Annotated in this window: 21 protein-coding genes; 10 read left to right on the top strand and 11 right to left on the bottom strand. The window is 67.1% G+C overall.

Annotated elements, in window-relative coordinates; translation table 11 throughout:
• Window positions 1-154: 154 nt before the first annotated feature.
• Window positions 155-457, bottom strand: a complete 303-nt coding sequence (locus ON20_RS18525; RefSeq protein ID WP_040837137.1) for a hypothetical protein — start codon at window positions 455-457, stop codon at window positions 155-157.
• Window positions 458-1,089: 632 nt separating this feature from the next.
• Between ON20_RS18525 and ON20_RS18520 the strand changes: the two genes are divergently transcribed.
• The 3 genes from ON20_RS18520 to ON20_RS18510 all read left to right on the top strand — a co-directional run bounded on the left by ON20_RS18520 (window position 1,090) and on the right by ON20_RS18510 (window position 4,861).
• On the top strand, window positions 1,090-2,472 hold the full coding sequence (locus ON20_RS18520) for an NsdA family TPR-like regulatory protein (RefSeq protein WP_218002551.1): 1,383 nt from the start codon (window positions 1,090-1,092) through the stop codon (window positions 2,470-2,472).
• Window positions 2,473-2,523: 51 nt separating this feature from the next.
• A complete protein-coding gene (locus ON20_RS18515; protein WP_245547307.1) occupies window positions 2,524-2,946 on the top strand; it encodes a hypothetical protein in 423 nt (140 codons plus the stop codon).
• A 217-nt stretch (window positions 2,947-3,163) separates the two neighbouring features.
• Window positions 3,164-4,861 (top strand): DUF262 domain-containing protein, encoded by a 1,698-nt coding sequence (locus ON20_RS18510; RefSeq protein WP_245547306.1) that lies wholly within the window; start codon window positions 3,164-3,166, stop codon window positions 4,859-4,861.
• A gap of 151 nt (window positions 4,862-5,012) precedes the next feature.
• Here the strand turns inward: ON20_RS18510 and ON20_RS18505 are convergent, their stop codons facing one another.
• The 3 genes from ON20_RS18505 to ON20_RS18485 form a co-directional block, all read right to left on the bottom strand.
• On the bottom strand, window positions 5,013-6,665 hold the full coding sequence (locus ON20_RS18505) for a DEAD/DEAH box helicase (RefSeq protein ID WP_083865051.1): 1,653 nt from the start codon (window positions 6,663-6,665) through the stop codon (window positions 5,013-5,015).
• Window positions 6,666-7,525: 860 nt separating this feature from the next.
• Window positions 7,526-7,996: an iron chaperone gene (locus tag ON20_RS18490; RefSeq protein WP_040837279.1), complete on the bottom strand. Its 471-nt coding sequence runs from the start codon at window positions 7,994-7,996 to the stop codon at window positions 7,526-7,528.
• 69 nt (window positions 7,997-8,065) lie between these two features.
• A complete protein-coding gene (locus tag ON20_RS18485) occupies window positions 8,066-8,422 on the bottom strand; it encodes a VOC family protein (protein WP_040837277.1) in 357 nt (118 codons plus the stop codon).
• A 200-nt stretch (window positions 8,423-8,622) separates the two neighbouring features.
• Between ON20_RS18485 and ON20_RS18480 the strand changes: the two genes are divergently transcribed.
• Window positions 8,623-11,418 (top strand): ATP-binding protein, encoded by a 2,796-nt coding sequence (locus ON20_RS18480; protein WP_174361908.1) that lies wholly within the window; start codon window positions 8,623-8,625, stop codon window positions 11,416-11,418.
• Between the two features lie 44 nt (window positions 11,419-11,462).
• On the opposite strand, the gene ON20_RS37405 is transcribed toward ON20_RS18480, so the two are convergent.
• Window positions 11,463-11,660, bottom strand: a complete 198-nt coding sequence (locus ON20_RS37405) for a hypothetical protein (protein ID WP_040837130.1) — start codon at window positions 11,658-11,660, stop codon at window positions 11,463-11,465.
• A gap of 96 nt (window positions 11,661-11,756) precedes the next feature.
• Here ON20_RS37405 and ON20_RS33220 point away from each other — a divergent pair, with 96 nt between their 5' ends.
• Window positions 11,757-12,380 (top strand): DUF4304 domain-containing protein, encoded by a 624-nt coding sequence (locus ON20_RS33220; protein ID WP_083865031.1) that lies wholly within the window; start codon window positions 11,757-11,759, stop codon window positions 12,378-12,380.
• A 102-nt stretch (window positions 12,381-12,482) separates the two neighbouring features.
• Here the strand turns inward: ON20_RS33220 and ON20_RS18465 are convergent, their stop codons facing one another.
• The 4 genes from ON20_RS18465 to ON20_RS18450 form a co-directional block, all read right to left on the bottom strand.
• Window positions 12,483-12,989, bottom strand: coding sequence for a PIN domain-containing protein (locus ON20_RS18465; RefSeq protein WP_438803422.1), 507 nt, complete (start codon window positions 12,987-12,989; stop codon window positions 12,483-12,485).
• Window positions 12,913-13,155, bottom strand: a complete 243-nt coding sequence (locus ON20_RS39040; protein ID WP_051162762.1) for a ribbon-helix-helix domain-containing protein — start codon at window positions 13,153-13,155, stop codon at window positions 12,913-12,915. Before ON20_RS39040 ends, ON20_RS18465 begins: the two co-directional genes overlap by 77 nt.
• Window positions 13,156-13,252: 97 nt before the next feature.
• Window positions 13,253-13,669, bottom strand: coding sequence for a suppressor of fused domain protein (locus ON20_RS33215; RefSeq protein ID WP_157228891.1), 417 nt, complete (start codon window positions 13,667-13,669; stop codon window positions 13,253-13,255).
• A gap of 266 nt (window positions 13,670-13,935) precedes the next feature.
• Entirely contained in the window at window positions 13,936-14,562 is a 627-nt protein-coding gene (locus tag ON20_RS18450) for a hypothetical protein (RefSeq protein ID WP_040837128.1), read from the bottom strand.
• Between the two features lie 395 nt (window positions 14,563-14,957).
• Here ON20_RS18450 and ON20_RS18445 point away from each other — a divergent pair, with 395 nt between their 5' ends.
• A complete protein-coding gene (locus tag ON20_RS18445; protein ID WP_040837125.1) occupies window positions 14,958-15,614 on the top strand; it encodes an immunity protein Imm33 domain-containing protein in 657 nt (218 codons plus the stop codon).
• 387 nt (window positions 15,615-16,001) lie between these two features.
• On the opposite strand, the gene ON20_RS18440 is transcribed toward ON20_RS18445, so the two are convergent.
• A complete protein-coding gene (locus ON20_RS18440) occupies window positions 16,002-16,466 on the bottom strand; it encodes a hypothetical protein (RefSeq protein ID WP_040837123.1) in 465 nt (154 codons plus the stop codon).
• Between the two features lie 756 nt (window positions 16,467-17,222).
• Here ON20_RS18440 and ON20_RS18435 point away from each other — a divergent pair.
• The 4 genes from ON20_RS18435 to ON20_RS18420 are packed head-to-tail and all read left to right on the top strand — an operon-like array spanning window position 17,223 to window position 21,395.
• Window positions 17,223-17,954 (top strand): hypothetical protein, encoded by a 732-nt coding sequence (locus tag ON20_RS18435; RefSeq protein ID WP_157228890.1) that lies wholly within the window; start codon window positions 17,223-17,225, stop codon window positions 17,952-17,954.
• Complete coding sequence (locus tag ON20_RS18430; RefSeq protein ID WP_040837121.1) at window positions 17,951-20,983, top strand: hypothetical protein; 3,033 nt, start codon at window positions 17,951-17,953, stop codon at window positions 20,981-20,983. The genes ON20_RS18435 and ON20_RS18430 overlap by 4 nt, the downstream gene beginning before the upstream one ends.
• The gene (locus tag ON20_RS18425) at window positions 20,962-21,216 is read left to right on the top strand and encodes a hypothetical protein (RefSeq protein WP_157228889.1); all 255 of its coding nucleotides are present in this window, start codon (window positions 20,962-20,964) and stop codon (window positions 21,214-21,216) included. The genes ON20_RS18430 and ON20_RS18425 overlap by 22 nt, the downstream gene beginning before the upstream one ends.
• Window positions 21,213-21,395 (top strand): hypothetical protein, encoded by a 183-nt coding sequence (locus tag ON20_RS18420; protein WP_040837119.1) that lies wholly within the window; start codon window positions 21,213-21,215, stop codon window positions 21,393-21,395. The genes ON20_RS18425 and ON20_RS18420 overlap by 4 nt, the downstream gene beginning before the upstream one ends.
• A 254-nt stretch (window positions 21,396-21,649) precedes the next feature.
• Here the strand turns inward: ON20_RS18420 and ON20_RS18415 are convergent, their stop codons facing one another.
• Window positions 21,650-22,138, bottom strand: coding sequence for a winged helix-turn-helix transcriptional regulator (locus ON20_RS18415; RefSeq protein ID WP_040837118.1), 489 nt, complete (start codon window positions 22,136-22,138; stop codon window positions 21,650-21,652).
• Between the last annotated feature and the right edge of the window lie 100 nt (window positions 22,139-22,238).

Genomic DNA, 22,238 nt, shown 5'->3' with positions numbered 1-22,238 from the left:
AGGATCTCCACCACCCTGGGGCACTTGTAGGGTGCGAGGCCGTCTCGGACGAACGAGATCAGCTCGTCGGCTCATCTGGGCCACCAGATCGTCGCCGCGATCACCAGCAGTGGTAGTCCGATCGCGATCATGTAGCCGGCCACGACCAGGGCGCTCATGGTGTCACCTGCACGGAGGGTCGGCGGGCGAAGCTCAGGCGCGGGACCACGGTTTCCACGTCGGCGATGTCCATGACCGCGTTGAGTTCGAGCGTGCTCAGGTGGTCGGGTGCGGGCAGGATCACCAGGTCGGCTCCCGCGTTGCGTACCTGGTCGACCACTCGGAGCACCGATCGTTCACAGGGCCACACGAGTCGGTAGCCGAGTTGGTCGGCGAGGCGGTGTATCCGGTCGCGGTCGGATTCGGGTGCGCGGCTGATGTTGTAGTCGATCCAGCCGAAGGCGATCGAGTGGCTCATGGCACCACCTGGCCGATCTGCGTGGATGTGTTGGCGTCCGCTGGATAGGTACACGTGCCGCCGAGGATGTTGTGGCAGCCACACCAGAGACTCGGACGGCAAGCGCCCGATCTGGATGTTCTCCGGGCAACGGTCACTGAGAAGGCGTCGATCATGGGCGCGCTCTCTCGGCATAGCGGGCAGCTTCGGCGTACCGGTCACAGTGATGATCGGTGTGCATCGCCATGACTTGGTGGGCATGGGCGTAGCTGCGAATTGGAAGGTCGGTGCGGCAGTGTCCTCTTGGGTGAGTGTCAGGTAGAGCGCGGAGCCCGGCAGCGATCCGTTCCAGTAGCGCGCGGTTGTTGCGAGGGCTGGTGTGCCAGTACCGCAGTGTCGCGGCCATTGCGCGGTTGACGGGCCGGCGGACGGGGAGCGGCGGCAAGGTCTCGGCCATGGGGGTCACCTCACGGGTTGCTGGGTTGGGTTCCTGGACCACCGAGGCTCGGTGACGATGACATGAGCCGAGCACCGGGCGGTTCCCACACCATCGCCGCGCACTGTCACCTGCGTGAAGACGAACGCGGTATACCGCAGTCTCCCCGGGAGTAGTGTTCGCACAACCGGACTCCGTTTAGGGGGAGCATATGGATATGCAGGTTACGTGGACCGGCGCAGAGGCAACCGAACTCCGGCGCGCCCTTGGGGTGACGCAGTCGAAGTTTTCGAAGATCACCGGGGTCGGTGTGCCAACTATCAAGAAGTGGGCGCAGCGTGGTGCGTGGGTGACTCTGTCCGAGGATTTCGCTCGGATCATGGACACCACCCTCGCTCGCGCCACCACCGAGCAGCAGGCACAGTTCGCGGCTGCCATTGGCCTGGATGGAGGCGGCCCGGAACCCGGTACCGCGGCGACAGTTTGGCGTACTCCCGACTCTGCGGACTGCGTCACCGCGACAGCGGAACTGACCCGCAAGGACCTGACGATGGACCGACGCCACGCCACGCAGGCGCTTGTCGGGGTCGCAATCGGCGCCGGCCTGCTCGAGACCGTGGAACGCTGGCTGTTCTTCGACGACGCCCCGCGCCTGGTGGACAAACCGATGGGACTCGGCATGCAAGAGGTTGAGCAGCTCGAACACGTGGCGCGCTCTTTCCGCGAGTGGGACGACCAGTTCGGGGGCGGCCTGCGACGCAAGGCCGTCGTCGGTCAGCTGGCCGAAGTGAACGAGATGCTGCGGGAGCGGCAACCCGCGCGAGTGGAGAAACGACTGTGGGGTGTGCTGGCGCAGCTCGCCGAGACCGCGGCGACGATGAGCTGGGACTCCGGGCAGCAGGCCACGGCGCAGCAGTACTACGTGCTCGCAGCCCGCGCCGCGAGCCGCGCCGATGATCCCGCATTCTGCGCATTCGCGCTGGCTGGTATGGCGCGGCAACTCCTCGGCCTCGATGGCGATGCCGGAGCGGCCGACGCCCTGGAATTGGTGCGGCTCGCCCGTGACCGCGGTGCTGGGGCGCTCACCCCAACTGTGGAGGCGATGTTGTACACGCGGGAGGCATGGGCATTGAGCAAGCTCGAGCGCCCGTCAGGGTTCCGGCGTGCTTGCGAAAAAGCGAAGGAAAAATTCGCGGCCTCGCAGCCCGCCACTGACCCTTTCTGGGTGCACTATTTCGACGCGGCGGAGCTGGCCGGGACCATCGGTGGTCGCCTACTGGACATGTCACGCCGCAAACCTGTGTTCGCGGCTGAGGCGATCGACCATATCGAGCTGGCGGTACAGTTTCGGCGCGCGGACCGGATCCGCAGCACCGCGCTGGATCGTCTCGGGCTGGCGGAGGCGCGCATGATTCAGGGCGAGGCGGGGGAGGCGTGCCGGGTAGGCCATGATGCGTTGACCACCGTTGAACGGACCCGGTCGGATCGGGTGCGGGTCAAGGTCGGCAAGCTCTACAAACGAACAGAGCGGGTGAAGGCCAATGTCGCGGTTGCCGAGCTACGAGACCGGATGCGCCCGCTGCTCAACGCACAGGAGTGAACTATGCGGGTCGCTGTGACCGGGCACATGAACATCACTGAGGAAACCGCGGTGCTGGTGCGCGAGGAGATCACTCGGCGCCTCGCCGACGTTTCCGATCTGGTGGGGGTGAGCTGTATTGCGCGTGGCGCCGATTCGGTGTTCGCACGAGCGGTGCTCGAGATGGGCGGTGAACTCGAGGTGGTGTTGCCTTCCCGGAATTACCGCGAGGCCAAAGTGAAGCCTGATCACGTATCGGTGTTCGACGAGCTGGTGGCGCGCGCGTCCGAGGTTCGGGTGATGGATTTCGAGGAGGCCGGCCGGGAAGCGTACGAGGCGGCGAACGAGGCGCTGCTCGGGTCGGCTGACCGGCTGGTCGCGGTGTGGGACGGGGAAGGTGGCGAGGCCGGCGGTACTGGCAGCGTGGTGAGACTCGCACGAGAACGCGGAGTGCCTGTGGATGTGGTGTGGCCCGACGGCGCAACACGTGCCTGACCGGCGCTTCTCCGGGAGTGTACACCTGGAGTGATGAGTCGCTCCAAGTGTCGCACACCGCGGGTGGCCCGGCGGCGCTGCCGGTATTGCCATCGTTATCTGGTCGCTTGGTGGTGAGAGTCAGCTCGAGTTGTCACCTATCCGTGCAGCAGCCCTTGTCGATCCGGACGAATGCCGCTACGCCGGAGGCTGTTGTCCGGATACACTGCCTCGGCGCATGTGCGATGCCCTGAGCAGGGAAGTTCTCTGGGCCTTACGATTTCGGCGAGGACAAATGATGCAGAAGACTCTGACCGCGCATGAACATCCGTTGCGTAAGGTGTTCTCCAGCGACTACGAGTTCACCATCCCCGACTACCAACGTCCCTACCGCTGGGGCATCGATCAGGCGCTGCAACTGCTCGACGACCTCGAGGAAAGTCTCGGGCGTGATTCGGACGAGCCCTACTTCCTCGGCTCTCTGGTGCTGGTCCAGAAGTCGGAGACAGCGTACGACGTGATCGACGGACAACAGCGCCTGACTACATTGAGCATCCTGTTCTCGGTGCTGCGGGATCTCAGTACTGGCAGATTCGCGGAGGAACTCGGTGTTCTGGTGCTCGAGCCGGGTAGTGAGCTGTCCGGTATCGCTGCCAAGCCCCGGTTGACGTTGCGCCGCCAAGACCGGTTCTTCTTCTCGAAGTACGTGCAGGAACCCGGAAGAATCGTGCACCTGATCGCACTGTCCGACAACACGGTCGAAAGCGAACCCCAGCGCGCGATCCGGGACAACGCCGCCGCTCTGCGAACTCGTCTGGCGTCGTGGGACGAGGCGAAACGCAAGGCCTTGGCTACATTGATGAGCACCCGAACTTTTCTGGTGGTAGTCAGTACTCCCGATCTGAACAGCGCGTACCGGATCTTCAGCGTTATGAACGCCCGGGGCCTGGATCTCGCACCCGCGGATATATTCAAGTCCCAGGTTATCGGCGCGCCGGCCGAAGACTCGGACTATGCCAAGCGCTGGGAGGACATAGAAGAAGCGCTCGGCAGTGAAGATTTCACCGAGCTGTTCCAGGACATCCGAACGATCGTGAACGGCAAGCGCGCTCGCCGTGAACTGCTGAAAGAGTTCCCGGAGCAGGTGCTCGACGACTATATCGACAGCGGACGGGCATCCGATTTCGTCGAGGATCTGCTGCTTCCCTACGGCAAGGCGTACGAGCGGACCGTAGCGCACGATTTCGGCCCCGGGGCGGGGTGGGAATCGGTGAATGGTTGGCTGAAGCGGCTTGCCACCCTCGACAACAAGGACTGGCGGCCCCCTGCGTTGTGGGCCATTACCCACCACGGAGACGATGCTGCGTTCCTCGGTGAGTTCCTCCGCAAGCTCGAGCGCCTGGCCGCGAGTTCACTGCTGCGACGCGGGTACACAACACCTCGTCTCATCCGGTATCTGAGCCTGCTGGAAGAATTGAAGCGTGGGTATGGGCTGGAGGCGCCGTCATCCGAGCCGAGTGACGTGGAGAAGGCCGAAGCACGCGATGTGCTCGATGGCCCCGTCTACCTCATGCAGACCAAGCGGGTCCGATACCTCATGTTGCGCCTGGACGAAATTCTCGCCAACGACCCCGGCGCCAACTATTCACATGGCATCATCAGCATCGAACATGTGCTGCCGCAGAACCCACGGGCCGACAGCCAGTGGAAGCAGGACTTCACTCCGGAGCAGCGCGAGTACTGGGTCCATCGCCTCGGGAACCTGTTGCTCCTCAATCGGCAGAAGAACAGCCAGGCCAGAAACTACGACTTCGAGAGAAAAAAGGCACGGTACTTCACCACTCTGACAGGTTCTGCGGTGTTCGCGCTGACGACTCAGGTGCTGGGATGTGACAAGTGGACTCCGGAACGGTCCAGGCCCGGCAGCAGGTTTTGACCGATCTCCTCGTACGCGAATGGGAACTGGACTAGACCTCGGCCCTGATCGCCGGCGCTCACGGAGCCCGGAGGCCTGGGTCCACCGGGAAACGGCTGGACTCAGGACCGTCGGGACGTCGATCGGACGGGGTCGCGGGACATCGTAGGACTCAGCCCGCGGGCCGGGTTGCCCGGCGGGGCGTGCGGCGCCCACGCACCGGGTCGGTGTGGTCGCCGGTTCCGGCACCACCGCGCCCGGTGGCCGCGTCCGCCCCGGATGGCGGTTGCTTCCGTGTTGCGGCGGCAGGCCGGCGGACCTCGTGCCCCGCCGCCGCACGGTTCCCGGCCCGTCCGGAAGAACTCCCGCGTCGCCCGGCGGTCCCGCGCACGCCGGCGTGTTCGGCCGCGCCGGAACGACAGCCCTGCGCCGATTGCTTGCCCGTGCTGTCCGACCGGGTTCGGGCGCTGCCCTGTGCTGGTACCCGCTCGGCAGCGGCCGGCCTCGCCTCCCGAGGCTGGTCCGTTGCGCCGCCGACTCCGGCCGGCCGGCGTCCGCGCCTGGATTTTCTGGGTTTGGCGGTGGCCGCCCGAGTCTGATCCGGACCGGGCGCCGAGGCCGGGAGTTCGGCGGGAGTGGGTTCGGCGGGTACCGGACCACCGGTCAGGGTGGTGATGATCGGGGAGTGGGCGGTCACCGCACGCGGCTGGACATCGATGCCCGCCTTGCGCAGCAGCGCCGCCACGTCCTTACGCTGCTCGGACAAGACCAGTGTGACCACGGTTCCCGCCGTACCAGCGCGGGCGGTTCGGCCCGAGCGGTGCAGGTAGGCCTTGTGTTCGGCGGGCGGGTCGACGTGAACGACCAGTTCCAGGTCGTCGATGTGGATACCGCGCGCGGCGATATCCGTCGCGACCATCACCCGGGCGGTACCCGCGGCGAACGCGGCGAGGTTGCGGTCGCGCGCCGGTTGGGAGAGATTGCCGTGCAGGTCGACCGCCGGGATACCCGATTTGGTGAGCTGGGTGGTGAGTCGGCGGGCGTGGTGTTTGGTGCGCATGAACAGGATGCGGCGTCCGCCTCCGGCCGCCAGCGCGTGGACGAGTTCCTTCTTGGCGTCGGCGCCGTCGACCTCGAAGACGTGATGCCGCATGGTCGGCACCGGGGCCGCCGCCTCGTCGACCGAATGCGAGACCGGTGTGCGCAGGAAACGGTCGACCAGCTTCCCCACACCGTTGTCCAAAGTGGCCGAGAACAGCAGACGCTGGCCGTCCGGGGGAGTGGCCGCGAGGATGCGGGTCACCGCGGGCAGGAATCCGAGGTCGGCCATGTGGTCGGCCTCGTCCAGCGCGGTGATCCGCACATCGTCCAGCGTGAGGGCGCGCTGCCGGATCAGGTCCTCGAGTCGGCCCGGGCAGGCGACGACGATATCGACTCCCTGCTTCAGCGCTCTGACCTGGCGGTTCGCCGGCACACCGCCGAAAATGGTGGTCACCCGCAGTCCGCAGATCTCGGCCAGCGGCGTGACAGTGGCGGCGATCTGGGTCGCGAGCTCCCGGGTGGGTGCCAGGATCAGCCCTGTGGGCCGGCCCGGGGCCCGGATCGCTCCGGCGAGCCGCGCGACGACCGGAATGGCGAAGGCAAGGGTTTTCCCGCTGCCGGTCTTACCGCGTCCGAGCACATCGCGGCCGGCGAGTGAATCGGGCAAGGTGGCGGCCTGGATGGGGAACGGCTCGATGATTCCGTCGGTTGCGAGTGCGTCGACGATATCGGCGCGCACGCCGAGGTCGGCTAATGAACGCGCGGCAGCAGCGTTGGCAGGCATGAAGGTATTGGCGCCTTTCGGCATCGGAGGTGACCGCGAGGTCCGGTCGGGCTGTGCGCCCGTCGAGGCGGAGTTGCGGTTCCCGGCGCGGAATTCGGAATTCGCGCCGAAGGGTATCGGCCCAGATCGGGTCCAGGTATTACGGACACCCTACCGTATGGCCCGGAACCCCTCCTTATCCGGAGCGGAGTCTCCACATGAGCATCGCGCGACCATTCTTCGAACGCGGGCCGGGCTCCGCCCGCGTCCGGCACCGGGCCGGGTCGGTCGTCCACCGAGCCGGAATCGCAGCGGATGAGGTGGCTGCGCCGCGCACCGCGCGGGTCGAGGGAGACGATATCGAATCGGGTGTGCAGTTCCGGGGGAATTCACCGCCCGCGGGATCTCGCCGCTCCCGAGGTGCGGGTCCGTCCGGCAGCGAGACCAGGGTGCCGATCCGGTGCGCCTGGTCGTCGGCGCGGTTCAGAACGATGGATATATCGATATGCGCATCTTCGTGGGCCTAATAGTCGATCGATACGGGATGATGGCGCAGACGAATATCGGATTCTTCGGGCGGGACCGCCATGACGGGCCCGGAGTGGGACCGGGCCGTGCAGGCGGCGAGTATTGGCAGGAGGCGGAGGAATCCGCGCATAGTGCTGATTGTCGGGACGGCGAACCCGGTGCCCATCGACTCGGTGAGCCGGTCGCCACTCACTCTCCGGTAGAGGTGCCCTCGGCGAACGTCCGCTACAGCGGGGGGTTTCGTTTCCGGAAACCGGGCAGCCGGGCCATGGGCCGCACAGGAGGCCCGATGGGCGGCATCACATGCGCTGACGCGGGCGGGCCTGCCATCAGGGGCGGGGCAGGCGCTGCCCTCAGGCGGCCGCTTTCTTCACGAGCTCGCCGATCATCACCTCGTCGGAGGCGGTCAGTGCGGTCAGTGCGAAGGAGGTCGGCCACATGGTGCCGTCGTCGAGGTTCGCCTTGTCCTCGAAACCGAGTGTGGCGTACCGCGTCTTGAACTTCTCCGCGCTGCGGAAGAAGCACACGACGTTGCCGTCCTTGGCGTAGGCGGGCATGCCGTACCAGAGTTTGGGCGACAGGCCCGGTGCGTGTGCGGTGATGATGGCATGGATCCGTTCGGCCAGGGCACGATCGGATTCCGCCATTTCGGCGATCTTGGCGAGCACATCCTTCTCGCCGTCCGCCTCGGTGGCGCGGGGGCCGCGGCGGGCGGCTGTCTTCAGTTCACTGGCGTGCTCTTTCATCGCGGCACGTTCTTCGTCGCTGAATCCCGCGGTGGTCTTGGTCCGGGTAGCGCGGGTGGCGGGCTTCTGGGCAGCCATGGGTCGGTTCCTTTGCGTGAGTTCGAGAGGGTAGGGGTCGTCGGTGGGACGGATGAGCGCGGGCGACACTCAGCGGTCCTGGATGAGGCCGAGGACGTTGCCGTCGATGTCGGTGACGGTGGCGACCAGGCGGCCACCCCCGACTTCGTGCGCGGGTTCTTTCACGGTGGCGCCCGCGGCGGTCAGGTTGGACAGCTTGGCCTCGATGTTCGGGACGTGCCAGTAGGCCACCGGTGTGGCCATACTCTGCGGGCCACCGTCCGGCACCAGGCCGATGTGCTGGCCCTCGGCTTCGAAGCCGACGTAGTAGGGCGAGTCGGTCTGCGGTGCGATACCCAGGAGGGCGGTGTACACCGCCTTGGCCGCCGTCAGATCGGATACCGGATGCAGGACGGTCTTGATGCCCTGGGTGGACGAATTGGTCATGGTCACTCCTGAGGTCGTGGGTCCTGGTCTGCCCGGTGGGGCGAACCGGATGTGTTCACAGTTTCTCCTCCGATGGGCCCGGTCCACATCCGTGGCGACCACGGAACCGTCCACTGATCGGAGGCACGGATCACCACCTCCCACCACGGAAACAGACCACCGAGTCCGATCCCGGGACCGGGGTACGGCAGAATGAGGTCGTGGTGGCGACGGTGGAGATCTCGGCTCGGGAAGCCGAAGTGCTGGCGCTGGTGGGGGAGCACCTCAGTAATGCCGAGATCGGCACGCGACTGTTCATCTCCGTGCGGACCGTGGAAAGCCATGTCTCCTCGCTGCTGCGCAAGCTCGAGGTTCCGGATCGGCGGGCACTCGCCCAGCGCGCGGCCGGGGCGACCGGTGCCGAGCGGTCACTCCCGGCCCCGGTCCTGCCGACATCGCTGACCTCGTTCATCGGCCGGGTGCGGGAGCGTGCCGAATTGGCCGAGCTGCTCCGTGGGCACCGGCAGGTGACCGCGGTCGGGCCGGGTGGTGTGGGTAAGACACGGCTCGCGTTGGCGGTCGCCGCGGAGGTGGCCGGCGAGTACCCCGACGGCGTGTGGTTCGTCGACCTGGTACCGGTCACCAATCCGGATATTCGCGCGGTCGCCGGTACGGTCGCGCTCGCGCTGGGCCTGGGGGAGCAGCCGGGCCGTGGCATGGACGAGTCGGTGCCGACCGCGCTGGCCGACCGGCTCGCCTTGCTGGTGCTGGACAACTGCGAACATGTGCGGGACGGGGTGGCGCCCTTCCTCGAACGTCTGCTCGCGGCATGTCCGGGGGTGACGGTGCTGGTGACCGGTCGGGCGCGGCTGATGGTGCCGTTCGAACGGGTGTATCCGGTTCCGCCCATGTCGGTGGCGGAAGCGGGTGATTCGGACGCGGTGGCGTTGTTCATGGATCGCGCGGCAGCGAGCGGTTGGCCGCCGAACCACGCGCTGCGTGACCGGGTCGCCGCGTTCTGCGAGCGGCTGGACGGGGTGGCGCTGGCGATCGAGTTGGCCGCGGCCCGCTGGACCACCCTCGGGTTGGATGGTCTCGAAGCCGGTCTGTCCGATCAGCTTCGCATGCTGGCCGGCGGCTCGCGTGCCGAGGATCGGCACCGTTCGGTGCGGGCAGCGCTGGACTGGAGTCATGCTCTGCTGGAGCCGAACGATCGAATGATTCTGCGGCGGGTTTCGGTGTTCACGAAATCGGTCACCGTCGAGGCGGCCGCGGAGGTGACCGCGTCCGAGACGACCATGGTCGCCGACGGGTTGGCCCGGCTCGCCGAGCAGAGCCTGCTGGTGGTGACGACGGGCTCGAGCGGAACCGCGTACCGGGCCCTGGAAACCATTCGTCGGTACGGGGTGGAGCAGCTCGAGCAGGCCGGTGAGCTCGACGACACCCGGGCCCGGCATCTTCGCTGGTGCCTGACGGAGGCCGCCGACCTGGCCGTGGCGCAAGCGGACCGGCGGGCCCGGTTCGACGCGGTGGCCGACGACTTCCGCGCCGCCCTGGCGTGGGCCGCCGACCGGCCGGAGCGGCGCGCGGACGCGTACGCCCTGGCCGGGCACCTGGCGGAATTGTGCTTCGCCCGGAACCTGATCGGCGAGTCCCAGATGCGCTATGAGCAGGCGGCCACGCTCGCGGACGATACGGCCGCCGCCTCGTGGCTGCGGCATGCCGCTGCCGTGGCCGGATGCCGGATGCGGGGCGATGATATGTACCGCCTGCACCGCGCGTCGGCGGAGGCCGCCCGTCGGTCCGGTGACATGGCGGGAGCCGCCCGCGGCCTGGCGTCCGCCGCCGCCACCGCGTACCGGTTCGCGACCACGTTCGCCCGGCCCCTGTCGCCGGAGGAACCGGTCGTTCTCGTCTCCGAAGCGCGGCGGTTGGCCGGAGACGATCCGGCCGCACGGGCCGCCGCGGCACTGGCCGACGCCGGGCGTGCGCTCACCGAGGCCCTCCCGGCCCAGTACCCGCCCGTCGACGCCGTAGCGGAGATGATCGAGCGTGCCGAACACGCGGTCGAACTCGCTCACCGCACGGGCGATCCGCTCGCCGAGTCCGCCGCGCTCGACACGTTTGCAGGCGTCCACAGTTGGGCCGGCGACACCTTCGCCGCGGCGGCCACAGCGCGGCGGCGGATGGTGTTGCTGGAGTCCGCTCCGGTTACCCCGGCCGCCACCCACGAGCTGATCGAAGCGCTCGGCGAGGCCGCCGATTCCGGCCTCGGCGCCGGAGACCTACGAGGTGCCCGGCGGTGGGCACGGCAACTCGCGGATCATCCGTTGCCGGCCGAGGTCGGTCATCGTGCGACGAGCCGACTGCTGGTCGCGGACGCGTTGGCGGGCAATGTCGACGAGGTACTCACCCACAGTGTCCGGTTCCTCGAGGCGTGGCAGCGGGCCGGTAATCCCGCCATGTCGGCGCTCGGTCCGGCGGTGGCCGGCGTGACGATGATCCACGATCTGCGCGACGACCACGATGCCCGCGACGAATGGGACGCGGTGCTGCGTCGGCTCGGCCCCCTACCGGGCCATACCCACGGCTACGGCGCCGTCTTCGACGCGCTGGCCCTGCTTCACCGTGGGCAGGCGCGCGCGGCGCTGGAACGGATGGCGGCCGAGCCCGGCGAGGTGTGGCGGTGGATCACCTGGATCTGGCTCCACTGGTATGTGGCGCTGCGTGCCGAGGCTGCGGTGCTCGCCGGGAGCTCCGACGCCGGCGACCGGCTGGCCGAGGCCCGGTCCCTCGTCGCGGGCAATCCTGTCGCCGGCGCCATCGTGGCGCGGGCGGAAGCACTGTTCACCAACGACCGGGAGCGGCTGCTCGCCACGGTGGACGCGTTCGACGCCGCCGGTTGCGGTTATCAGTCGGCACGAACCAGAGTGCTCGCCGGCGGTGACCATGCCGCCCGCGGTGCGGCTGTACTCGCCGACCTCGGCCTCATCCCTATGGCTTCTGTCGTACGGTAGGCGCCGGCGGAGTCGGAGTGAGGGCGGCGATTTGGCGAGATCGACTACAACCGGTCGACCGCCCGCACCTTCTCGGGCACGACAGTGATATCACCGACGATATTCGGAGTTCCCCCTGAATCGACTACAGAAGTGAAGCTACCGGACACACTCGCGCTGTTCAGCGCCTTCTGGGGGTAGGTGCCGGCTCGGTGGTTGGTGCCGGCTGGGCGGACGAGGAGCTCCCGGCCGGTGACCGACACCGCGCTCCGTATGCCGGTGCGTCGGGTCCCCGGTGCCCGTGCCGGAGAAGTCCGAGCGGTGGTGCTGTTGTCCGGGCCGGATCTTATTGTCGGGAAATGCTTGATCTCGACGCTGTCGTCAGGTCCCTGATGCGGGATATCGGTACGGTGCTTCGCCCGATGGGCTTTCGCGGTTTCGGCGGTGTCTGGCGGCTTGTCACCGGCGAGGGCGTTGTCGTGGTCCAGAAGCAGGGGTCGCGCGGCTCGGCATGGGACGACCGGCTGTTCTTTCTCGATACGTCCGTAGTGCCGAAGATATGGTGGGAATGGAAACGCGGGGCTGCCGGCTCGATCGACAAGGCGAAAGCCGCTGACGGGATTCGGGTCCTCGAAGGGCGGGTTCGGTGTGTGGACGGCACCGACCTGTGGCGGGTGACGGATGGCGCGGACGTGAACCGGCTGCGTGCCGATCTTCTTGCCGCAGTGGCGAAGGAGGCGGGCCGGGCGGTGGAGCTGCTGAAACCAGGGCGCTATGCCGCCGAGCTGTCGGCGTTGCCGGACAAAGAGGTGGGTCATTGGGATGCGCTGGTGGTGCTGCTGGCCGAGCACGGGCAGACACCGGAATTGCGGACCGCGTGTGCCGGGCTGCGCCGCGCCTATGCCGACCGATCCCACGCCGGCGGATATGTCGATCGCCTCATCGAGTGGGCGCTCAACCGTCCGTCGCCCGGAGACAGATAAGGATTCACCGGTCCTGTGTTCGGTTGCCGTTGCTCATCCGTCTGCCGACTTTCTCGCCGGTAAGCCGGCGAACAGGTTTGTAACGCCGCGGTATTCGCGATGCTACATATCGGCCGAAAAGATCCGGAGGGCCGAAACGCCCTGGGTGAGTGGCTCTATGGCGCGGAAGTCTCGTTGATCCAGAGTGAAGATACTGTCGGTGCGGTATTTGTCCGCCAGGACCACGCCGACAGCGTCCGCCAAGTCCAGGCGCAGTCCTTCATATTTGGCGCGCACCGTCTGTGCTGTGGCCAGATCGACATGCTTCAATTCAGCGAGCCGGTATCGCCCTTCGATCATGCGGGCCATCAATGCGTCGGTCACTTCCATAGCGGCGGAGAAACCGATGTCACGGTGAATGAGGTGATCCAATTCGGTCAACACCAGTGGAGAGATCACCAGGGTCTCCCGCTCCATGACTGCGACCGCTTGTTCGTGTTCGTCCTGATCGGCATCGAAAGCTGCGAACAGCCCGGAGGTTCGGAGACAACGATCACCGCCGAGCGGCCTGCTGCTCGAGGTGGGCGTGGATATCGTCGTCCATCTCGTCCGCTGTGCGGGAACGCCCACTGCGGAACACCGGCAGGGAAGTATCCGACTTCGGCCGGGTCGAAGCATCGAGCAGCATCGTGACCCCGCGGCGAATCAGCTCGGCCTTGCTGACCCCGGTGGCCGCCGCTTCCGCGTCCAACCGAGCCTCCAACTCCTCGGGAAGGTACACGGTGGCTTTGTTCATGCCCCATATGGTGCCACTCATCCAGGTGTTGGCCGAGGATGTCCGCGGGAAGCGCTCCGCTCGCAGCGAGTGCCCGGGAACCGACGGTCGTCCGTGCTCACACCGCCGACGAGCGGTAGATATCGAGCAGATGGGTCTCGTGGGATTCCCAGAGTTCGAGCAGGGGGAGTGGGTCGTCCCGGTCGCGTGCGAACTCGAATTCGGCCCGGGTGGCGGGGATGAGAGTGATGTACCGCAGTGCCGGTTCGTCGTGCTCGTCCCGATAGAGGTCGAATCCCTCCTCGGTGTACGGGTGGGTCCAGGCGAGCAGGAATTCGATACCGCTTCCGGGGATCAGGGGCTCGATATTGATGTATCCGCGCCCGTACTCGTAGCCCCGGCCGCCGACCACCACGCGATCCGCGACCACGTGCAGCAGATAGGCGGCCTCGTCGCGCTGGTCGGGCAGGGCCGAGACGACGAACTCCTGGGGGAGGTCGGTGGTGAGGTTCTGGGATCGCACTCCGGTGGTCACCGCGGAAACCATCCCGAACCGCGGGTGTGTGTGAAAGCCGATCGTGAATCTTCGGCTGCGTCCTTCCGTTTTCGGGCCTTCACCGTGGGTGGCCGAACCGAGATAACGCTCGGTATGAGCCGAGAGGCCCGCATACCGATCCGGGTCGGCATCGAAATTCTGCACCCCGAAACTCTATGCGGGCCCGACCCGAGTCGTGTCGTGCAGCCTCGGGCTCCCGGGCCTGCCCATGGACGGCCGGCCACGACGGTCCGCTCGCTCGTTTCTCAGGGGTACACGATGCTCTTGGCGCCCACCATGCGCACCATGCTGAGGATCGGAAGTCCGATCACCAGATGTTCGATACCGGTGGAGATACCCACCCAGAGGTCGCTGGACAGGGCCAGGGGAATGATCACCGCCGCGGCCGTGAGGATTCCGATGATCCAGTTGAAGAACAATTCCGGCGACGGAGTGCCCAGGCGCAGCAGATACCAGAGCACCCCGGCCAGCAGCGTGCAGATGAAGGCCACCACCGCGAACCAGTACGCGTCCTGGGCCATCGGGTTCCACACCCCGAACTTGCCGCTTTCGCTCGCCCGGGTGGCGATGATCTCGATGATCCAGGCGCACAGCCAGGCCGCGAGTGCGGTTACCACCGCCGCCGCGAACACCCCACCGGTGAACATGCCGATGTTGACGTCGGGCCCCTGCTGCGGTCGCGGCTGCCGGTCCGGGTAACCGGGCTGCTCGTACGCGCCGTATGCCTCTTGGCCGTATCCGGGATCTTGGCCGTATCCGGGGCCCGAAGGGTAGCCGTGGTCCCGGTCGTGGGCGGCCTCCCGGTAGTTCCCCGGCTGATAACCGGCTTCATAGCGTGCGGTGTGCTGGTCGCGCGGGTCCTGGGGATTCAACCGCCGATCACCTCCGTCGAGAACATGCGTGTGCGTCGAGTGTAGGGCCGGACCGTACAGGCTGCCCGCTTATCCGTTCCAGCGTTCCGTATCACTCGGTCGGCACAGCTTCGCATACATCATCCTCGGTGGGAGGGCGTCGGCCGCACTCGGTGGTGACCCGTTCGGCCGCTACGTTCGGGTGCCGGGATCGGGGCTGTGGTTTTCGGACGGGAGTGGGATTCGGGCCGACCGGGCTGTTGCTGGCGGCGCGAGGGTGTCCAGGGTGCGATGGTGTTGCTTCGCGGCGCGGCGGCGGTGATCCTGCGGCAGGATATCCATGGGCAGACCTTCGGTTGCTACCGGCGTTTGCCGAAGGCCGCCCGGACCGGTATCCGCGAGAGCATCGGAGAACAGTGGAGCGGCGTAGGACGGCGGCCGGTGTCGCCGGGCAGGCCGAGTTCACCCTCGAGTACGAACCCGATGTCGTCACCGGCCTGGGAATCGATTGGCTCGTGTCGTGGTTGGAGGACTCGATACGGGAGGGCAGCCGTTTCACCGACGGGCAGACCGTGAGTATCGGGTGGTTGAACTGTTACGTCGTGGATCGTGAGGACGGCACGCTGGGCCTGTGCGAGCCTGATTTCGTGAATGTTCCCCCGATCCTCGCCGCGGGCGCGTCGAAGGCGGTGGGACAGCTGTGGTTCCAACGCGAAGTCGCCGAGAGTGTCGGACCGGCAGCCGAGCTGGACTTTCCGCACTATGTCCAGTACGCCGTCACCTGCGAGGGATTCCTGGATGCCGAGGCCGTGCTGATGCATCGCTACCCGCATGACGAAGACGAGTCGGGCTGGTTCATCGGCTGTCTCGGTGAGAGTCACGAGCACACCGACGACACGCTGCGCGGCGCGACCCTCTACGAGCTCGCCGTAGCGAACCCGGCCATCGTCGGTTACCTCGCACTGCCTCGGGACTGTTCGGTCGTCGTGGGTGACGGCGCTCCCGAGATCATGCGTCACGGTGAACCTTTGGTGCCACGTCGAGGATCGTTACTCGCGACAATGTTCGCTTGATTTCGGAGTCGGCGGAGACCGGAGGGCCACGTGCCCGAGTGGGATACACCTTTCGCAACGGCTCTGCCGGCAGCGGGGTCCGAATGGATTTCGGGCATCGAAATAGGGAGATCCCTACTTGGCAAGAGGGGCCGTGTCAATCACAATTGAGCCGCCGGCCGCAACATCGGTGCCGACGTGGCCATCGCGTAGCCGCATGAGCGCGGCGAGGTATGCCAGGGCAGCTGTATCGGGAGCCGACCGTGTTCGCACGGCAGCGTTTTCGAGCGTGTGGTCCAGGCGACGACACCGACGATCGGAGCCAGGTATGAGAGTATCGGCCGCCCAGCTGGATGTCATGAAACGAAGTCGGTCGGCGACCTGTGTGTCGGACGTAGCGGCGAGACGCTACCCGTAGAACCGATACGGCATGGCTCGGAACGGGAAAAGGCGGCAGAAGGTCCCCTCGGGCAGTGGGCTGTCCTCACCTCGCTCGCAGTGCGGCGACAGCGCGAAAACCGTCTTGGTGTAACCGCCGACACTGATGGTGGGGTCTTCGCCCGAGGAGGTCTGGCAATGGGCGGTCGGTTGGAGGTCGACACGCAACAGTTGCGGGCATTGGCCCCGGAACTCGAAACTATTGCCGAAGACGCTCGGCTGGCACTCACCGAACTGCGCACGGCCCTTGAACTGTGCGGTGCGTGCTGGGGGGAGGATCCACCGGGCAAGGCATTCGCCGAGACCTATCTGCCGGGTGCCGACAAGGGTCTGAGTGCCTTCGAAGATCTGGTGGAGAACCTGCGCCGTATGAGCTCCGGAATAGCCGATGCCACCCATGGTTTCGAAAGCGCCGACCTTGAACTCGGCCGTCACATTCGCGGCTCGGGGCCGATGACGAGCGATTCGGGGCAGTCGGTCGGCGACCGGTCTGCCCCGAGGTCGTTCACTGGCAACGGTATACCGGCCGGTCACGGTATACCGGCCGAACGCGGTGCACCGGCCGGCGACGGCGTGCCACCACCCGGGGACGTCGGGTTATCCGGGCACACCCCGACCTTCGGGACCGTGGGTGCGCTCGCCACGCCGACAGCCGAATCGGGCACTGCCGGCGGACGGCCATCCGGCGGATCCGACGAGCCACCCGACCTATCCGAGGGGCTATCCGTACGGTCCGCGCCACCGGACACGCGGCCCACCGTTTCTCTGGCCGGCACGGCACCGCCGCTCGCGGAGCCGGACCCTCCCCTCGCCCAGACGAGTGAGCCGCTACCCGGTGCTTTTCCCGCCACTGGTGCCGTGCCGGGTCGAACCACCTCGCCGATAACACCGGTCCGGCCGGACACCGTGAGCCCCACCGGGTGCGGACCGAGCCGAACGCCCTGGTCGACCGCGCCGCAACCCCGGCCGGATACCACCACACCGTGGTCGCGACCATCGACGCCCTCGCCGAATCGGGTCTCGGCCCCCGCTTCCTCCCCGCCGCCGGCTCATCGGCCGCCCGCCGCTCGGGGCACACCGCGCACGGCCGGCAAGGGTACGGACCCCGGTCGTCGGCGCCCGCAACCCGCACTCGGGCCGACGGCCGGAAGCCCCGCGACCGACCCTGCGGCAGCACGGATAATGTCGGCCATGGCCGAACGGTACGGCCTCACCGTCGTGGGGTTCGACACCGTCGGCCTGGATTCCGAGATCGCACGCCAGATCGCCGACGCGATCACCACTACGCTCGACCGGCACCCCTTCATCGGGCCGGCCGGTCTGGCGGTCGCCGATCTGCCCGGCCGGGCACTGTCGCAGGTGGTTTCCGACCGGCATGTTTCGTATCGCCGTGACGGCCGTAGGGCACTTCCCGACTCGTCGGTCGGCGATCATCCCTCTCCCGCATCCGAATCCAGCGTTCCATCCCACGCGTGGATCGAATTGAGCAGGTCTGCGCTGAGCGACCCGACACGGTTCGCCGAGGCATGGCGGGCGGAGGCCGGGACGGGCACATGGGTGGACGAAGCCGAACGACGACCGGTGTACGCCGTGCTCGTCCGTGATCTCGGCGCCATAGCCGCCATCGCCGTGGGGCCGAGGCTGCGGCGTCGGGTGGAACGCAGCCTCATCGAAGAGTATCTGCGGATCAGCGGTGCCCGGGACCGCCGAGACGGACCGGCGCGGGTGGTCGCAGGTTATCGGAGCTGGCGGACGCAATTGCCGAAACAGGCGCTCACCCCGGCGGGTCTCGACCCGGATGCCGCGCTGGTGGCGGCATTCACCCAGGTGGAATTGGGCGGTGAGCCGGCCGCCGGGCCGGCGCGGGTGCTGCATCGCCTGCTGATCGATACCGCACGGGACCGAATCGGTGGACGCGCATGATGCTGCCGGAGGGTTTTCCCGAAGACCTAGTGGAGCAGGTGCTCGGGCCGTACCCGGATGGGAAGCCGGGGGAGATGCGGCTGGCCGGCGACGCGTGGTCGGACTCGGCCGAACGGTGCCGGGTGCTGGCGGGCCGGTGCGAGACGGTCTCCGCCGTGCTGCGGCAATCCGGCGAGGGACATACCTACGCCGAGGCTTCGCGGCGGTATGCCGATCTGGCCAGGGATTTGTCGATGCAGGCCGACTACCACGATTCGATGGCCGAGCAGCAGTACACGGGCGCCAATTCCATTGAACTGGGGCAACTCAACTGGATCGGCATAGGCACGGTTATGGTGATCCAGCTCGTCGCCAGTGCCTATCTGTTGTATGCAGCGCCGGTGAAGATGGCCGCCGACCGGGTCGTCGCGCAGGCGGCGTGGCGGATAGTGCTGCGCTCGGTGGTCGAGACGATCACGCTGAGCGGGGCCCGGGCCACCGCCTCGCGCGGTGCCATGGTGTTGGCCTCCACAGTCCTCGGCGCGGTGACCGGTGCCGGAGTGATGGCAGCGGCACAGGGGTGGCAGTGGGCGCAGGGCAATCGGAAAACCTTCGACTGGAAATCGATCGCTATTGCTGGTATCAGCGGCGCGGCCGGTGGTGCGGCGGGCGCCGGTGCGGCCGCCGGATTGGCCGGCCGGCTGGGATTGCACACCGGCATCACTGCACCGGCCGGCAGGTGGGCCACGGCCGGCAACATGCTGCTGCTCGGTGGGGTCGGTGGGATCGCCGGTGCGGGCGCCGGTCTCGGCGCCGCCGCGGTGGCTCCCGTGCTCTTCGGAGACGGCGTCGCCATGCCGACCCTCGAAGATCTGCACGTCGGAATCGTCACCGGACTGGTCGGTGGGGTCGTCGGCAGCGCTGTCCACGCCGTACACACCGCACATGCCGCACCGCTGGCACCTATGGCGGCACAGGCGGAGGCCGGCCTCCCGGATACGCCGAGCGTCAAGCCCGAAACGACCGGTGGCGGAGGTGAACCTCCCGAGAGCGTTTCCGTTGATCTGGTCAGATCCGATGGCCCGGACCACGGTGACCTCGCCCCGTCTGCTGCCTCGGACGACACCACGGCACCTCTCCCCGACGAAGTCGGGATCGAACCCGAGGCACCGGCCGTGACGGGCCCGGAAGTGCCGTTCCCGGAGCAGGCAGCCCGAATCCAGGAGGCCACTACCCGCCTGTCGGAGCTGGACGCGGCCGTGGAGTCCGCGATGTTCGACGCGAATGTCGCCGAGATGGCGGCAACCGACGCCGCGAGCCAGGCCAGGTTACGCACGCTGGCCTGGCTGGACGCCAAGCTCGAATCGCTGGAGCTGCGGATCTATTCGGACGCCGACGCCGAATTCGCTGCGGAGAACCTGTTGAACGATATGTGGGACAGGGTCGGTGACGCGTACGACCGGGCGAATACGGCATATCAGGACAGTGCCGGGGCGTGGGCGGCGGTCAGGGACACCATCGAGGAGCGGAACAACCACAAGATACAAGTGCTGGACGACTTCACCCGGTTTGTCGGTGACGCATTGAACGGGGCGTCCAGCAAACCGTCCTGGATGGCGGCGCTCGCCGAAGCGCACACGGTCGAGAGTGTCATCGGTGCGAAGGAACGGGCCTACGCCACCGAACGGGTGGCCGCCGCACAGCAGCACGCGGCCGATGTGTCCGCCGAGCGCGCGCGTGACATCCTGATCCGAACCGTTCTCGAAGAGCGGGATCGCCTGGCGCCTTCGGACGCCCCCGACGACGAACCGTTCGGTCGGATCGCCGCGGCCTTGGCGGACGAAACCAGAATCGACCACGAGGTCAGGGATTTCGAGGCGCAGATGCAGGCGCAGGAAGCCCGGAATATGGCTCGCGCCGCACTGGACGACCAGGTCGACCAACATCGCGCGATGTCGCGGGCCGCCGAGAAGATGAGCGACATCATGGACGAGCTCCTTGCCCACGCATGGCCGTCGGAGCTCTCCGCCGCCGCGGTCGGCCTCACCAACTTCTATCTTCGGAGCACACGTGCGAACATCCCGGACCTTCATGCCGCACCGCGTGCCGCCACGCTCACCTCCGTTCTCTCCGAACGGTTCCCTGGAGTCGCCGATATCGCACGGGAACAAACACTTCCCGACCGGCAATCCACCGTGGCGCCGAACCGGTCCCCGGCCGACGCCGACCGGGTACCCGGTGCACCGCGCACCCGGAGCGAGGAAGCCGGTTCGGTGGTCGATTCCCCAGGTGCCGGCGCTTCCGACCGACTTGACCCCACTTCCGCGGAGGCGAACACCGGGCCGGCGTCTCGGCCACAGCCGGATCTGTCGAACCTCCCTCCGGTACGAGAGCTTTTCGATACCCCCGATAACCAGACGTTGACGGCTCGGCTGCAGGGGCTCGGGCAACAGTACGGCCCGTACCGCTTGGGCGAGGTCGTCGGCAAACACATGAATGTCGCCGGCGAACCCGATATCCGGGCCGCCATCAGGGTGGAAGCCGATATCCTCGACGAGGACACCAAGATCGGATACGTACGGCAGATCATCGCGATCGACGGTGACGACCGGTTCGTGGTGGATGTCGCCGCGCTCAATATCGAGAACGCGAACGCTCGCGGCCGAGGGTTCTCGTCCATGTTCCTGAACGCGGTGGAGGACTACTACCGTTCCTCTGGCGTGGACCGAGTGCAGGTCCGCACCGGCGCCGAGAAGGGAGCCGTATTCTGGGCACGGGCCGGCTATGACTGGAACCCGAATCCGGTCAGGCTGGCACAGGGCGTCGAGCAGATACGGGAGCGGTTGTCGAGCCTGCGCGAGACGGCGTCCCCCGCCGATCGTTATATCTTGGACGGTCTGCTCGCCCGGTTCGCAGAGCCCGTCACCGTGGGTGAAACCGTTACCGAATACCCCTCGCCCCTGGAACTGGTGTCCGTGGTCGGTGACGATCCCCGGCTGGGTGTGCGCATCATGGAATGGATGGACCTATGGCTGATGAAGAAGCTGTGAACATCACCCCCGCAGAAGCGGAGTTCATCCGGCAGCGCAGCAAGGCGACCGGCGAGCATTTCATGAATTTCGTTCTCGAACGGGGACTGGATATGGACGTCGACACCTGGCCCGAGGCGGACCGGGCCGAGTTCGCCGACCGGTCGCGCGAACTGATCGCACAGTGGCGCCGCAAGGCCCGGGACATGAGACGCTCCGATGGCGAGGCGGCGGATGGACACCCGACCGAGTGACCGCCGCAGCCGGTCGTCCGGTCCGGACCGGCGACATCCGCGACGCGGTCCAGCAGGCGCAGCGCCGATCCCGGCGCTCGGACGATGAGTTTGTCGGATACGGCGACCAGCTGGCCGATACCGGCTTCGTCCAGGTCACGCTCGGCGCTCGACAGGTAGTAGGCGACGCGTTCGATTGACCTCGATCACCGCGGGCTATCTGCCGGCCTGCGCCATCTCCGCGGTGCTGTTGGTCGCGTTGCCGGGGAACCGAACCCGCGACCCGCGTGACGTTCGGCCGCCGGTGTCGGCGTAATCCTCGACGAACCCCGGGCCCGATGGCCTGGGGTTCGTTGTTTCCGCCCGCGGGTCGCAGTATCGCGGACGTGACGAGGGTCGGGGGTGGGCCGATACGGGCATGCCACTCGAGTGACGCCGGGATCAGGCCGTGTGCTCATACCGCGCCGACAGCGGATTCATACGCTTCCCGCAGTTGAACGCTCGCCCGCGGCAGGTCGGGGTGGGGCAGTGGGATGCCGAGATGCGCCTCGCGCAGTTCGTCCATGAACCGCTCGATCAGTTTCGGTCCGCCGTCGCGCAGGAGTTCGGCGCGCACACGCAGGGTCGGCGTGCCGTCGCGGTGGTCGAGTCCCCAGTTGGCGAGGGCGACCATTACCGGGAGCGTCGTGATACCTGCCTCGGTGAGCGAGTACGCCGCCCGTTGGCCGCGTCCGGCGTCGGCCTTGGTGAGCAGGCCGGCGGCGACGAGGCGTTTGAGTCGGTCGCTGAGGATATTGGACGCGATCCCCTCCTCCGAGCCGTGCAGCAGCTCGCGGAAGTGACGCCGGTTGCCGAACATCACGTCGCGCAGCACCAACATCGTCCAGGGATCGCCGAGTACCTCCACCGCGGCGTTGATCGGACATCCGGATCGGGGTTCCATCCCACCTCCTCAGAAGTGGTTGCATTCTACTATCGCCTACCTCCAGGGTAATTCCGATTGTGATTTGCAACTACCTTGTGGGGTGGTGGTCGGTCTGCGA

It is taken from the genome of Nocardia brevicatena NBRC 12119 (assembly GCF_000308495.1).
Lineage (GTDB): Bacteria > Actinomycetota > Actinomycetes > Mycobacteriales > Mycobacteriaceae > Nocardia > Nocardia brevicatena.
Note: the sequence above shows the minus strand (reverse complement) of the source record. Positions and strands in the feature narration are given on the sequence as shown.

Bases quoted from the DNA above. Each gene is read 5' to 3' on its own strand.
- ON20_RS18525 (WP_040837137.1), bottom strand. From the start codon at position 457: ATGAGCCACTCGATCGCCTTCGGCTGGATCGACTACAACATCAGCCGC.
- ON20_RS18520 (WP_218002551.1), top strand. From the start codon at position 1,090: ATGCAGGTTACGTGGACCGGCGCAGAGGCAACCGAACTCCGGCGCGCC.
- ON20_RS18510 (WP_245547306.1), top strand. From the start codon at position 3,164: ATGTGCGATGCCCTGAGCAGGGAAGTTCTCTGGGCCTTACGATTTCGG.
- ON20_RS18505 (WP_083865051.1), bottom strand. From the start codon at position 6,665: ATGCCTGCCAACGCTGCTGCCGCGCGTTCATTAGCCGACCTCGGCGTG.
- ON20_RS18490 (WP_040837279.1), bottom strand. From the start codon at position 7,996: ATGGCTGCCCAGAAGCCCGCCACCCGCGCTACCCGGACCAAGACCACC.
- ON20_RS18485 (WP_040837277.1), bottom strand. From the start codon at position 8,422: ATGACCAATTCGTCCACCCAGGGCATCAAGACCGTCCTGCATCCGGTA.
- ON20_RS33220 (WP_083865031.1), top strand. From the start codon at position 11,757: ATGCTTGATCTCGACGCTGTCGTCAGGTCCCTGATGCGGGATATCGGT.
- ON20_RS39040 (WP_051162762.1), bottom strand. From the start codon at position 13,155: ATGAACAAAGCCACCGTGTACCTTCCCGAGGAGTTGGAGGCTCGGTTG.
- ON20_RS18435 (WP_157228890.1), top strand. From the start codon at position 17,223: ATGGCCGAACGGTACGGCCTCACCGTCGTGGGGTTCGACACCGTCGGC.
- ON20_RS18430 (WP_040837121.1), top strand. From the start codon at position 17,951: ATGATGCTGCCGGAGGGTTTTCCCGAAGACCTAGTGGAGCAGGTGCTC.
- ON20_RS18425 (WP_157228889.1), top strand. From the start codon at position 20,962: ATGGCTGATGAAGAAGCTGTGAACATCACCCCCGCAGAAGCGGAGTTC.
- ON20_RS18415 (WP_040837118.1), bottom strand. From the start codon at position 22,138: ATGGAACCCCGATCCGGATGTCCGATCAACGCCGCGGTGGAGGTACTC.